Origin of the sequence: Bacillus nitratireducens (assembly GCF_036320425.1) — a bacterium.
GTDB classification, from domain to species: domain Bacteria; phylum Bacillota; class Bacilli; order Bacillales; family Bacillaceae_G; genus Bacillus_A; species Bacillus_A nitratireducens.
Genome location: NZ_JAUMJO010000004.1, coordinates 302,024 through 314,098, shown reverse-complemented (window position 1 = coordinate 314,098; position 12,075 = coordinate 302,024). Strand labels below are relative to the sequence as shown.

16 protein-coding genes are annotated in these 12,075 nt (G+C 33.4%); 3 read left to right on the top strand and 13 right to left on the bottom strand.

Annotation, left to right across the window (positions count from 1 at the left end; translation table 11 throughout):
- Positions 1–2 precede the first annotated feature (2 nt).
- Positions 3–665, top strand: coding sequence for a ribose 5-phosphate isomerase A (rpiA, locus tag Q3V31_RS17175; protein ID WP_001049978.1), 663 nt, complete (start codon positions 3–5; stop codon positions 663–665).
- Between the two features lie 112 nt (positions 666–777).
- Complete coding sequence (locus Q3V31_RS17170) at positions 778–1,212, top strand: GNAT family N-acetyltransferase (RefSeq protein ID WP_001190877.1); 435 nt, start codon at positions 778–780, stop codon at positions 1,210–1,212.
- A gap of 956 nt (positions 1,213–2,168) precedes the next feature.
- On the opposite strand, the gene Q3V31_RS17165 is transcribed toward Q3V31_RS17170, so the two are convergent.
- The 8 genes from Q3V31_RS17165 to Q3V31_RS17130 all read right to left on the bottom strand — a co-directional run bounded on the left by Q3V31_RS17165 (position 2,169) and on the right by Q3V31_RS17130 (position 7,347).
- Complete coding sequence (locus Q3V31_RS17165; protein ID WP_329765665.1) at positions 2,169–3,365, bottom strand: macrolide family glycosyltransferase; 1,197 nt, start codon at positions 3,363–3,365, stop codon at positions 2,169–2,171.
- 92 nt (positions 3,366–3,457) lie between these two features.
- Positions 3,458–4,135, bottom strand: a complete 678-nt coding sequence (locus tag Q3V31_RS17160) for a formylglycine-generating enzyme family protein (RefSeq protein WP_001078761.1) — start codon at positions 4,133–4,135, stop codon at positions 3,458–3,460.
- Between the two features lie 32 nt (positions 4,136–4,167).
- Entirely contained in the window at positions 4,168–4,686 is a 519-nt protein-coding gene (locus Q3V31_RS17155; protein WP_000720539.1) for a DNA topology modulation protein, read from the bottom strand.
- Complete coding sequence (locus Q3V31_RS17150; protein WP_098219637.1) at positions 4,683–5,612, bottom strand: phosphotransferase enzyme family protein; 930 nt, start codon at positions 5,610–5,612, stop codon at positions 4,683–4,685. Before Q3V31_RS17150 ends, Q3V31_RS17155 begins: the two co-directional genes overlap by 4 nt.
- A 26-nt stretch (positions 5,613–5,638) precedes the next feature.
- Positions 5,639–6,025 carry a ribosomal maturation YjgA family protein gene (locus tag Q3V31_RS17145; protein WP_329765664.1) on the bottom strand — a complete coding sequence of 129 codons (387 nt, stop codon included), beginning with the start codon at positions 6,023–6,025 and terminating at the stop codon, positions 5,639–5,641.
- A 92-nt stretch (positions 6,026–6,117) separates the two neighbouring features.
- Positions 6,118–6,471, bottom strand: a complete 354-nt coding sequence (locus Q3V31_RS17140) for an MmcQ/YjbR family DNA-binding protein (protein ID WP_000994618.1) — start codon at positions 6,469–6,471, stop codon at positions 6,118–6,120.
- Positions 6,472–6,486: 15 nt separating this feature from the next.
- On the bottom strand, positions 6,487–6,891 hold the full coding sequence (locus Q3V31_RS17135) for a GNAT family N-acetyltransferase (RefSeq protein ID WP_090813533.1): 405 nt from the start codon (positions 6,889–6,891) through the stop codon (positions 6,487–6,489).
- Positions 6,892–6,930: 39 nt separating this feature from the next.
- Complete coding sequence (locus Q3V31_RS17130; protein ID WP_090813534.1) at positions 6,931–7,347, bottom strand: GNAT family N-acetyltransferase; 417 nt, start codon at positions 7,345–7,347, stop codon at positions 6,931–6,933.
- Positions 7,348–7,704: 357 nt separating this feature from the next.
- Here Q3V31_RS17130 and Q3V31_RS17125 point away from each other — a divergent pair, with 357 nt between their 5' ends.
- Entirely contained in the window at positions 7,705–8,406 is a 702-nt protein-coding gene (locus Q3V31_RS17125) for a hypothetical protein (RefSeq protein ID WP_098219635.1), read from the top strand.
- 217 nt (positions 8,407–8,623) lie between these two features.
- On the opposite strand, the gene Q3V31_RS17120 is transcribed toward Q3V31_RS17125, so the two are convergent.
- From Q3V31_RS17120 to Q3V31_RS17100, 5 genes are all read right to left on the bottom strand, one after another.
- Positions 8,624–9,409: a serine hydrolase gene (locus tag Q3V31_RS17120; RefSeq protein WP_329765663.1), complete on the bottom strand. Its 786-nt coding sequence runs from the start codon at positions 9,407–9,409 to the stop codon at positions 8,624–8,626.
- 178 nt (positions 9,410–9,587) lie between these two features.
- On the bottom strand, positions 9,588–10,100 hold the full coding sequence (locus tag Q3V31_RS17115) for a GNAT family N-acetyltransferase (RefSeq protein ID WP_329765773.1): 513 nt from the start codon (positions 10,098–10,100) through the stop codon (positions 9,588–9,590).
- Positions 10,101–10,166: 66 nt separating this feature from the next.
- Positions 10,167–11,168: an HAAS signaling domain-containing protein gene (locus Q3V31_RS17110; protein ID WP_329765662.1), complete on the bottom strand. Its 1,002-nt coding sequence runs from the start codon at positions 11,166–11,168 to the stop codon at positions 10,167–10,169.
- Positions 11,155–11,502, bottom strand: coding sequence for a PadR family transcriptional regulator (locus tag Q3V31_RS17105; protein WP_098498384.1), 348 nt, complete (start codon positions 11,500–11,502; stop codon positions 11,155–11,157). The genes Q3V31_RS17110 and Q3V31_RS17105 overlap by 14 nt, the downstream gene beginning before the upstream one ends.
- Positions 11,503–11,670: 168 nt before the next feature.
- Positions 11,671–12,003: a DUF952 domain-containing protein gene (locus tag Q3V31_RS17100; RefSeq protein ID WP_242400378.1), complete on the bottom strand. Its 333-nt coding sequence runs from the start codon at positions 12,001–12,003 to the stop codon at positions 11,671–11,673.
- Positions 12,004–12,075 lie beyond the last annotated feature (72 nt).

The following is a 12,075-nucleotide window of genomic DNA, read 5'->3' as shown; positions in this document are numbered from 1 at the left end:
TGATGAATTTAAAACAACTTGCAGGCGAATATGCTGCTGGCTTTGTAAGAGATGGTATGACGATTGGACTTGGTACGGGTTCAACCGTATATTGGACGATACAAAAGTTAGGTCAACGTGTACAAGAAGGGTTATCTATTCAAGCTGTACCGACATCAAAAGAAACTGAAGTATTAGCAAAGCAATTATCTATTCCGCTAATCTCTTTAAATGAAATTGATATACTTGATCTCACAATTGATGGAGCAGATGAAATGAATTCAAATTTACAGTTAATAAAAGGCGGCGGTGGTGCATTACTTCGTGAAAAAATTGTTGCCGCTTCCTCTAAAGAACTTATCATTATTGCAGATGAATCCAAACTCGTTTCACACTTAGGTGTCTTTCCACTTCCTGTTGAAATCATCCCCTTCTCTTGGAAGCAAACTGAAAAGCGAGTGCAAGCTTTAGGATGCGAAACACGTTTACGTATGAAGGATGACGGACCTTTTATAACTGATAACGGCAATTTAATTATTGATAGTATTTTTCCAAACAAAATATTGAATCCAAATGAAACACATACAAAGTTAAAAATGATTACCGGTGTAGTTGAAACAGGATTATTTATTAATATGACGAGCAAAGCGATCATCGGAACAGAAAACGGTATAAAAGAATATTAACCATATTAAAAACTGACTTTCGCAAGTCAGTCTTTTTTTTGTGCTTTTATAGTATTACATTATGATATACTATGAAAACACATTCATAACACACTAGAAAGGGCTGAACAATTTGCAATCCAAACTCATAACAGAACTTACAGATTTAGAAACTGCCTTTCACATTCGAAAAGAAGTCTTTGTAAAAGAACAAGGTGTCCCACTTGAAGATGAATTCGATACATTTGATGAAATCGGTGAGAAATGTAAACATGTTTTAGTTTATTATAATGAGCTTCCTGTAGGAACTGGTCGTATACGATTCGTTGACGGAATGGGTAAACTAGAACGAATTTGTATTTTAAAAGACTATCGCAAATACGGATTAGGAAAAGTAATAATCAAAGCACTAGAAGAGATTGCTCGTAACAAAGAAGCAAAAAAAGTTAAACTACACGGTCAAACACAAGCTGAAGGGTTTTATGAAAAATTAGGTTATCAAACTTCTTCCGACGTATTTATGGAAGATGGAATTCCGCACATACTTATGATGAAAGAATTGGCGTGATACATAGGGTATTATATGAATCTGCATTATGGATTCATATAATACCCTTTCTGTATCTTATTCGTTTCAAAGCCTCTTTAATGAATATTCTAGACGGAAATTTAGTGCTATCCCAACAATACTATGAATAGAGATGCATTCGATATATACTCTTATACCGCTAAATTTACGCTTCTTACAAATAAAAAAATGGTGATCCTTGCACACTCAGGAATCATCGTTTTTTTATTTGTATAACGTTTAATTTGATTTTATTCTTGTAGAAGAGGCTTTGCTATTCCATATTCTAAATCCATCACCCATACTGTAATTCGTCAAATTATAGACTGCACAAGTATTTATTAGTCCTAGTATACGCTCCGTTCATAAATGAATGATCCAAGCGATGTTTTTTAAAACAATAGATTCTTGGAAAAAGACATTCGCATTTTAATAATTGATATTTCTCGTAACTTAATATACCCTATTATTAGCAATGAGTTGCATAATTAGAAGTCATCACCAAGAGAATCTGCAGGTATGCAGGTCCTTTTTTATAACATAACTCAAACAAAGCAGAGGTGAAAAGAATGGGGACATTAAAATCTTTAAAGCGTGACGTATACTTATTTATTGCAGGATTAATTTATTTTTCTACAATATGCATTTCAATATATATTACAGAAAATACATTTAACTGGCTGAGTTTTATTCTCGCACTAGCAATGTTATGTAGCTTAGTATTAAGTTTATCAGATATAAAAAATAAAAATTACAAGATAAAATAAAAAGCATCCTATTTAGATGTTTTACTTTCATTTTCTAAATAATATTGTCGTCCATAACCATACAGTTACCGCATACAATACATATTAAACCTAACAAAATTCATTCTTTCCATTTCATCAATTCCTCGCTTCATATAACATAAAAGTGTCTATACCATTTAATATAGACACACTTTCACATGTATAGTTTTAATAACGGCCTGTAAATTTTAAAATTTCATCTGCAGCTTGCTTATACCCACCTGATTTTCGGAATGACTCCTTCATATTCAAAGCAGTTTCTTTGAATGAAGAGTTATTTAATACTAAACCTACACTTTCACGTAGTTGATCCTCAGTTATTTCTTTCATATGTAACTTAATTCCTGCCCCGAGAGTCTCCACCTGCTTCGCAATTACTGGCTGATCCGCACTTTGCGGAATTACAATTAGTGGCACCCCATTATAAAGTCCTTCATGTGTACTGTTCATCCCGCCGTGTGTAATAAATAGTTTCGTATATTTGAGAAGTTCAGTTTGTGGTACATAGTTTTTCACAATGAAGTTTTTAGGGATATTACCTAAATCACTTATTTCCGTTTTGTTGCCAATAGACATAACAATTGTATGCTTACTATTCTCGAACGCCTTCATACAAAGTTTATAAAAATCAAGCGCTTCATTAAAAACAGTACCTAATGAAATGTAAATCAGGCTTTTTTCTTCAATTGGAGTGTAATCAAAACCTTCATTTTTCACTTGTGTAGATATAGATGGACCCACAAATTTGAATGTTTCATTAAATGTATCCCCAAAAGGTTGGAACTCCTTAATTGTATACACAATAGTAAGTGAAGCTGGATTACAGAAAACTTCATACGGTGCGTTTATATCAACACCATATTTTTCTTTAATTCCATTAGTTAAGTTTTCAAAATCATTATGTACTCTATCCTGAACTTCCAGTGGGATATTTTTAGAAAGATGGTCTAACATTTGTTTAAATGATTTTTCGTCCTGTGCAAACGATGTGCATGAATTTATTGCTGGAAGCTTTAGAATTTGAGCAAGTAAACGGCCACAGCCAAACATAGAATCATGAATCATGTAATCAAAATGTTCTCCTTCAATTTGTTCTAAAACACAAGGTATTACAACATCCGTTGTATGTAGAAGGCCGTTTATTCTTTCCTGTAAATAATTTCGACCACCGGAAAGAAATGCTTGTATAAATTTTTGATCGTCAAATGTTCGTACAGTAGCACCTGTCTTCTCAATACGATCCCTGAAGGCCTCTATTGAAAAATAAACTACCTCTTCACCACGAGAAATCAGTTCTTCTACAACTTGTAATGTTGGATTTATATGTCCTTCTGATCCAGCGTTAATGAATAAAACACGTGCCATTATAAACACTCCTTAAATTTAAAAATTTCTATGTTGTAAAGAGTATGGATACTTTCCATACTCTTTACGGTGTTATATGTATCATTTTCCTGCTAAATTGACCTAGCAAGCCTAAAACCAAGATCATCTATATAAAATGTAGGATGACTACGACGGCGACAAGTGGCACCGCAACCTCTAGCTGCTTCAGCCCAACTACCACCACGAAAAATGCGGTATGACCCGTACACTGTTTCATCATACAAATCATAGCACCATTCCCAAACGTTCCCTAACATATCATAAAGTCCCCATGCATTCGGCTCTTTTTTACCGACGTCATGAATTTGTCCATTTGAATTTTCATTATACCATGCTATTTTCTGAAGTTCCCCATACGTATATCCCGTCGTACCAGCTTTACATGCGTATTGCCACTCTGCCTCAGTCGGTAATCGATAGCCATTTGAATGTAAGTTACAACTAACCTTTTTCCCATCATCTTGTATAGAATAATACTCTGTAAACCCTGCTATTTTAGACAGTAAATTACAAAAAGCAATTGCATCATGCCATGAAATATTTACAACAGGTTTATTACCATTTTCATTACCATTTAGTGCACGATTCGTAATTGCGTAATATATTTCCGCTGTTACAACATACTTTGCAAGAAGAAATGGTTTTATTTGAACTTGCCATTCTTTTTTTATTCGATCATCTCTTAATTCCACTTTTCCTGCTGGAATTTTCACCATATTAGAATCAACCGGGCCAATGAATCTATTCAATCCTATCCCCCCATGTTACTTCTTTTTATAATCTAACTATTTATGGTATCGTGCTTCTCTAAAAATAGTCTTACTTCATTTGAAGATTTTAAAATAATAACATCTGTATCCTTACTCAATTGATTTAGCCTCTTTAAAATTGAAGGGCGTTTAGTTTTAGGATACTCCCATATCCATTTGAAAAATTGCAAGTCAAATCTTTCTTCACATCCAGCACCCATATCCGGTCTTGTTTTATTTCGATATTGTACAATTCTCTTAAAAGCACGATAAACACATATTGTTCTATGAATATCAAGGAAGATAATTGTATCAGCTGCGTTAATTCTTATGTCCATTGTCCCGCCATAATTCCCATCAATAATCCACTTTTCTTCTTTAACTAATTCATTTTGAACCGTTCTTTGTTCCTCTTTCGGTACACCCTCCCAATTTGGTTTCCAAAATAGTGCATCAAGATGATGCACCTTAATATTTAATTTATTCCCTAACTGTTTTGCTAATGTAGATTTTCCTGAACCACCAGAACCTATTAATATTATTTTTTTCATATGAGTACGATTCGTTCTATAGATTCTTCAATATCTTCCTTATTAGCAAAAATCCATAAAAACATCTCTTCATTTAACTTTAGTAAATCTTTTAACTGAACAAAATAAGTAATAAATATAATTTGAATTGAAAGCATTACATACCAAATTGATTGTAGTTCTTCTCTCGTTAAAATGTTTTGCTTATAATATCCTTTAAAAATTTCACTTACAATTTGTAACCATTTCCCTCTTAATGTTTCATCACTAAATATCTCACTTAAAATACTTGTACAGCAATAGCATAAATCGAATACTCTAACGTTTTCTTCTAGAAGCTCAAAATCGATAAACCCTTGAAAATCACTTTCTCTAAAGATTACATTTGATAAGTGCATATCGCGATGAATAATTTGTTTCGGTAATGAGTGAACCGTTTCCTTGAAAGTTGTATGTATTTGATCCATTTTTTGAATTACATCCTGATGAACATGCTCATTCTTTACTAAATTCGGTAATGCCGATTCGTATACCACTTTATATAACTCTCTTTTTATTAACTCGTTAGCACTATTCACTAAATTTAGTTCGTGATGTAAATTAGCTATTTCCTCTCCAATTGTGCTTCCTAGCACTTTTAGCTTTTCTGTATCTTTTATTTCTAGTACACTTCCGGCAACATATTCGTACAAACAATAATACTTCTCTTTATAAAATACGTACCTTTCATCATTTCTCGTTTTTACTAATTTTTGTACTTTAGCTCCTTTTTCATCAAGCTGTTCTAATACATTTAGTTCAACTAGAAACTGTTTTATCGATCCCTTTTCCTTTAAAATATACGCTTTATTATTACAATGAATCTTTGTTACGTTTGGTTGTATTTCAGTAGCTGTGACATCTTTATCTTGAAACCAAAACTTTGCAATTTCTAATATATCCTTCATGTACAAATCCCCCTTTTTAAAGTCACTTATTTCTTCCATAATATATACTCGCAAAACAATCCGACTCCAACACCAATTGTGTAAGCCACTAAATCACTCCATAAAAATCCGTAACCTAATACGAGTCCACCTAAAGTCGTTGCGCGAATGCTATCAATCCATTCCGCATGGTACAATTGGCTAATTTCAATCCCGTAGCAAAATATCAAACTAATAAAAGCTAATTTCCTCGTTTCTATTTTAGGAAACAAAAATCCGAATCCAGTAAAAATCATTAATGCCCATAAAGCATCACCTAAGTACTCATTTAACAAATCTGGTAACGCAAAAGCAAACTTTCTTGAACTAAGACCTAAAATAATAACAACTATAGTAAACAATGCATATAGTAATCTATTTCGTTTCGTATTCATTTCAAAATCCCCTAATTCATAATTTTAAACTGCAAATAGCTAGTAAAATATAATCATTTTACTAGCTATTTATAGTCGACTTCACTTTGTATTTAATCCAATAACTCTTGCTGCTTTTTCTTTGAAAACGATTGTAATACTAAATCATACGACCAATCTATCATCTTATTAATTTGTTCTTGTCCTACATCCTTATGTATGTACACCGTATTCCAATGTTTTTTATTCATATGATATCCAGGAATAATTGTTTCCGGGTAATCTTCCCTTATTCGTAAAGAGAGTTCTGGATCACATTTTAATGTAATTGCAGCTTTTTCCCCTTCTTCATGATTCACTATCGCAAATATTTTATTATTTAACCTCATACATGTTGCACTCCAGCCATCTGGAGAATCTTCTGTCGCTTTTCTTTTCGATAAACAATATGCTCTTGTTGCATTCATTCTAATTGGCACCTCTTATTCTTTCACTATTTGATTACGATGCATCACAATTTGCTTCGTCTCTTGAAATTGCTGTTTACCATAAAACTTTATTAGTTTCTCTCCGCAAAATAGACTAACAATATCAATATGAGAAATCTCTTTCAGTAACAATGTTAGCATCTTCTCACCAATTCCTTTGTTTCTTACACTTTCATGTACGACAACATCTTCAATATACGCCCGAAAAACACCATCAGTAACAACTCTAGCAAATCCAATTAATTCGTTTTCTTCCCATACTCCAATTGCTATACTATTTTTTAACATTTTTTCAATATCGACTTCTTTTCTTTCTGGCCACCAGCCTACAGAATCGTAAAGTTTCTTTATTTTTTCTACACAGATTGGTTGTTCATGTTGTAATTTATACGTGTACATTTTCTTTCTCCCTCCCATCAACTAGTATACATAATATTATTATAATCTCTTTTCTAAAAAGTGTTGACTATGCGCTTTAGGATGATCTTCAACAACACCATATTCTCGGTATCCGTGCTTTTTATAAAAATCTGGTGCTTGGAAACTAAATGAATCTAGTAAAATGAGTCTACACCCTTTTTCCTTCGCAATGTCCTCAATTTTATGTAGCAATTGACTACCATAACCATCATGACGAACTGATTCATCCACCCATAAAAAATCGATATGAAGATGATAAAAATACATCGTTCCTGTTACCCCGCCAAAGATTTTTCCATCTTCATCTTTCACTACGAAGCTTACTTGTTCCATCGGTTGCTTTACTTCATCTTTTAATATAGACATGTTATATTGAATCACTTTATTTTTAATGTATTCTCCTTCAGTGCGAGAACCGGTTTCTATATGCTTCATATATACTTCTTCCTTTCAATTCTTATAATTTTCACTGCATCATTTCAATAGATTGATCAATACAAATCTACCATGTGTAACAAAACAAAAAACTAATTAATCCCGGCATTGATACATGCCTCGTCCTTGCATAACTCATGACGATTAAACTAGTAATTTATAATAAAATAGATGGCCAAAAAATAAGTACTGTTTTAAGTAAAACCATGTTCCTTATTTATTTTAGAATAGGTTTATATTTGTTTCATAAGGGCTTATGTTTATTTTTATTTTTAAAGGCTTTTTCCTTATACTTAAGTGTTAGCCAAATCATAGACTATAGAGTGTAAGTGGGTGAATGATAAGGATGGTGTAAAAATGAGTGAATTTAAAAAGAAATTTCATATTCCGTGCGAATGTTTTGGTCCCCCTATGCCTCCACCTGAAATTGGTCCAACGGGTCCAACGGGTCCAACAGGTCCAACAGGTCCAACAGGTCCAACAGGTCCAACAGGTCCAACAGCAGTAGGGTGTTGTCCATGTAATAATATTCTTGACAACCCTGGATTTGACGAGCCAGCAGTAGTAGGAGATCCAGTTCCAGGTTGGAATCAAGCAGGTTCCGTTTCAGAAGTAGGGTTTCCAAACGTTCATAGTGGCCGGTTTCTGTCAGATGGTTCATTTAGTCTCTTAGCTGCATCAATTAATCCAGGTGGAAGTATTAATCAAACAGTTGATGTTGACGCAGGTTGTTGTTATACGCTTTCTTTTGCTGCAGATGTAAGGGATGGTGCATTTCTTATAGCTTCAGTATCTTTTCCAGAACTTGGGCAAGCATGTCCTCCTGCCCCTGTAACTCTTGGTCCATTAAATATTCCACATATTGTACCAGTTATGAATCAGCCGCAATCTCTTTTCCAACATTATATCCTTGTTGTATGTATACCAGCTACTGTAACTACAGCATGTATTTCTTTCCAAAATACTGCTACAGGCGGAGAAGGCGCAACAGCTTTTGTTGACAATGTTGTATTTCAGCCGACTGGTGGACCTTGTACTTCGTGTTCACAAAATTTCTAATGTATTGATGTACTTGAGCTTTTCGTTTTGCTGGCGGATCACAAAACCATTAAGGAGAGCCTTTGTGCTCTCTTTTTATGTTAGAAATCACCAGACACTCCCATATGCTGAGCGCATTACCTTATAGTCCCGATATATATGAGGGATTCACCTTTGTAAACGGCATACTCCTTTAGGTGCACTATTCTCCTCCCTGCTATTAAAATAACGTTTTTATTCAATTATCGGTTACAACGTTTGTTTCACTTGTCATCTTATATTCTTTATATAAGCACTTCAAAGCTTCTAGAATTGTTTCATCAACCTCTTTATTATCAAATCGATTAGGTAAATCTCTTCCCCCAATTACATAAAGAAACGGAAATTCATGAAACATTCCTATTATACCAATATTTATTGTAGCCGTGGGCAATCCACCTGTCATATGTGCTAGATGATAATAAGGTATACCTTCATACTCTCCTTGTTGTCTTACCATTCCATTAATAATAGGTTCCCATAATTCTGGTTCTGATTTGTATCCTTGAAAAATGTGTACTAAAAGTGTATGTACTTGATTTAACTCTCCAACATTTTGTTCATCTCTAGGGTTTTCTTGTATGTGAATCTTTGAAAAGTAGGTTGAAACATATTCTCTAATAGTATCCCATCCTCCGCAGTGCATCACAATTGACTCAGCAATATAACTGTCGTGACATGCTATCATTACTTCAACCGCTTTACTAAGTGCTAATGTAGCTCTGTCTTGTAAGTGAGGATATAACTGCGCACTATCCTCATTTGGATTATACTTAATGTCATAAAGTGTATCACTCCAACTAATAAGTTTATCCTTTACCATCTTTGCTACTGCAAATCCAATTGCCACTTTTGCTGCTGATGCTAACGGAACGTACAGCTCATTGTTATAGGCAGCAACTATATTTCCATTCTTTGTTGAACAAACAAGTATTCCAACTTGACCAGTTTGTATTTCTTTTATTTTTCGTATGACCGTTTCCATATTCATTCCTCTTTTTATATTGTTTTATCACCCTCTGAAAATTCGATATGAAATGTAAAAACCCTTTTTTGTTAAATTATATTGGTGAATACAAAAAAGATAGTATGAGATTTCTTCATACTATCTTTTGAAATATATACAATTTCTTTTTCAAATCATTTTACAACAATAAATACAGCTATTCTTCAGTAGGGTTTTCAGGACCATTAAGCTCCAATTGATAAAAAGCTAAATCTAGCCATCCATTGAACTTATAACCAGCCTTTTTTATTGTTCCCGAATAAACAAATCCGAAGTTTTTATGCAGTGCAATGCTTTTTTCATTTTCCGCATCAATTCCAGCAATTAAGGTCATATATTCTCTTTCTTTTGCAATTGTGATTAATTCTTCCATTAAAGAGGACCCAATTCCATTTTTTCTATATTCCCTATCAACATACACAGAATGTTCAACTGAATATTTATAGGCAGGCCATGCCCTAAAGGGGCCAAATGTCGCAAATCCTACTACTTTATTATCTAGCTCATAGACTAAAATTGGATAGCCATCAGCCTTTTTTTGTTCATACCAATCTATTCTATTTTCAAGGGTTACAGGTTTAAACGCATATACAGCTGTTGAATTAAAGATTGCATCATTATAAATATCTAAAATGTATGTTACATCTTGTTTCCTTGCTTCCCTTATCATTGCTTTCTTCCTTTCATAATGTTTATCTTCTTTAATCACCTATTTATCAACTTTTCTTTTTCATTCCTAGATACGAATACGAGTTTTTCGGAAACCATCAAATATATTTAATGCGGCAGATAAAATATAAATGATAATACCTCCACCAATTAACCACTTTTTAAATTCCTCTGGAGAAGTAGTAAACACATTTGCCACATACGTAATAAATCCTTCGTTAAATAAATGCGGATTTACTACAATTACAATGAATACTATTGTTCCACCTATTTGAAGAATACCATTCCAAATTGCCAACTTTTTCGTCCATTGTCCTTGTACTAACTTATAAAGAGATATACCTATTTCAAATACGATCATAATTACAACGATTGGCCAATACTGAAGTAACACATCTTGATTAAAAGTTGGCGCGACAAATTTCAGTCCGCTTTCTGTACCATGATATATACCTACAAGATGATTCGCATAAAAGTAAAGTGTGGCCCATATTGCAGTCCACATCAAACCTCCAAACACTTCAAACTTTGAGATCGCCTTTTTCTTCGGGATATACGAAATATTTTTCAAATCATCTGGCGTCCATTTTTTTAAACTTGTTGTTAATGGTTGTGGGTCCTTTTCTTTATCCGTTCTTTCTATAACAGCAAATACAAGTGTCAACCAGAAAAATACATGGAGGCCTACTTCGACAATTTCCCCAATGCCTTTTCCTATCAATTGTAAAATAACATTTAATACTGCTTGATCACCAGTATAGCCTATAAAATTTTCTGCAACCATTGAAATGAGTGCGATAACAGCTGCAATTGGTATGATCATTTTTAATAATGTCGTATACACATCAAAATAACGTGGCCCAATTAAATGCATCGGTCTATCCAAATACCCATTAGCCAATGAAACCGGGCTCCCCAATTTTTCAAGGACACTTTTTACATCTTCCTCATTGTACTCATCAGGTAACATATCCTCTATTGTCGACCGTAATTCAAGCGTAATATCTTCACGATTTTTTTCAGGTAATCTCTTCGCAACTTCATTGACGTACATATCAATCAAACTCATTCTTGTCCTCCTCCTTTAATAAGTTATAAAGTTCTTTCGAATCCTTTATCCATTCCTTTTTTAACTGTAAAAATATCTCTAATCCGTATTCGCTTAAAACATAATACTTACGAGGTCTACTCTCCGTTTTATCCCAACTACTCGTCACTAGCTCCTGCTTTTCTAATCGGCGAAGTAGTGGATATAAAGTACTTTGATCGATTACGATTCCTGATTGCTCCAATAATTGGACAAGCGAATATCCATATTGCGGCGTTCTTAGTTGACTTAAAACCGCTAATGTCAATGTCCCTCTCCTTAGCTCAGTAATTAATGAATTTAATAAAGTATCCATTCACCCACCTCATTTCCATTACTATATGTCATACAGTATGTGTTTTATACTATGTATCGTACAGTATTAGTGTGACAAAAACAATAATTTTTCAAAAAATATATACAATAAAAAGCACAAACTATATAATTTGCGCTTTTCTAGCAAACTTAAATACCTATAACACTCTTAATTTTTTCCCTCTGGTAATAAAAAATCTCCCTTTTCTTTAAGAAATGGAACAACACCTACAATTGCCTCAAAATTGATTACTCCATATACATGCGGGTATTCTTGACCGTTAGAAGCAAGTTCATATTTTATTTCTGCATTTACTAGGGATGGATCAATTGTAAGTAATAATACATCTTCTTCATGACTGAAATGTTTTTGAGCAACTTTTAAAGCTTGATCTAATAATGAACAATGAATGAACCCCTCATCTTTAAGAGAGGCTTCATTAATCTCTCTAGTTGTTTTGGCGATTTCCCAATTTCTTTTTGTTATTACTTTTGTAATCATTCCATTTTCTCCTCCGTATCTTTATATAGAAAAACAAGAGGTCTTCTGTTCATTACTAGAAAAGCCTCTTGA

What these genes read in the sequence shown, in the direction of transcription:
- rpiA (WP_001049978.1), top strand. Translation starts at nt 3, where the DNA reads ATGAATTTAAAACAACTTGCAGGCGAATATGCTGCTGGCTTTGTAAGA.
- Q3V31_RS17165 (WP_329765665.1), bottom strand. Translation starts at nt 3,365, where the DNA reads ATGGCACGTGTTTTATTCATTAACGCTGGATCAGAAGGACATATAAAT.
- Q3V31_RS17155 (WP_000720539.1), bottom strand. Translation starts at nt 4,686, where the DNA reads ATGAAAAAAATAATATTAATAGGTTCTGGTGGTTCAGGAAAATCTACA.
- Q3V31_RS17150 (WP_098219637.1), bottom strand. Translation starts at nt 5,612, where the DNA reads ATGAAGGATATATTAGAAATTGCAAAGTTTTGGTTTCAAGATAAAGAT.
- Q3V31_RS17145 (WP_329765664.1), bottom strand. Translation starts at nt 6,025, where the DNA reads ATGAATACGAAACGAAATAGATTACTATATGCATTGTTTACTATAGTT.
- Q3V31_RS17140 (WP_000994618.1), bottom strand. Translation starts at nt 6,471, where the DNA reads ATGAATGCAACAAGAGCATATTGTTTATCGAAAAGAAAAGCGACAGAA.
- Q3V31_RS17135 (WP_090813533.1), bottom strand. Translation starts at nt 6,891, where the DNA reads ATGTACACGTATAAATTACAACATGAACAACCAATCTGTGTAGAAAAA.
- Q3V31_RS17130 (WP_090813534.1), bottom strand. Translation starts at nt 7,347, where the DNA reads ATGAAGCATATAGAAACCGGTTCTCGCACTGAAGGAGAATACATTAAA.
- Q3V31_RS17125 (WP_098219635.1), top strand. Translation starts at nt 7,705, where the DNA reads ATGAGTGAATTTAAAAAGAAATTTCATATTCCGTGCGAATGTTTTGGT.
- Q3V31_RS17120 (WP_329765663.1), bottom strand. Translation starts at nt 9,409, where the DNA reads ATGGAAACGGTCATACGAAAAATAAAAGAAATACAAACTGGTCAAGTT.
- Q3V31_RS17115 (WP_329765773.1), bottom strand. Translation starts at nt 10,100, where the DNA reads ATGATAAGGGAAGCAAGGAAACAAGATGTAACATACATTTTAGATATT.
- Q3V31_RS17110 (WP_329765662.1), bottom strand. Translation starts at nt 11,168, where the DNA reads ATGAGTTTGATTGATATGTACGTCAATGAAGTTGCGAAGAGATTACCT.
- Q3V31_RS17105 (WP_098498384.1), bottom strand. Translation starts at nt 11,502, where the DNA reads ATGGATACTTTATTAAATTCATTAATTACTGAGCTAAGGAGAGGGACA.
- Q3V31_RS17100 (WP_242400378.1), bottom strand. Translation starts at nt 12,003, where the DNA reads ATGATTACAAAAGTAATAACAAAAAGAAATTGGGAAATCGCCAAAACA.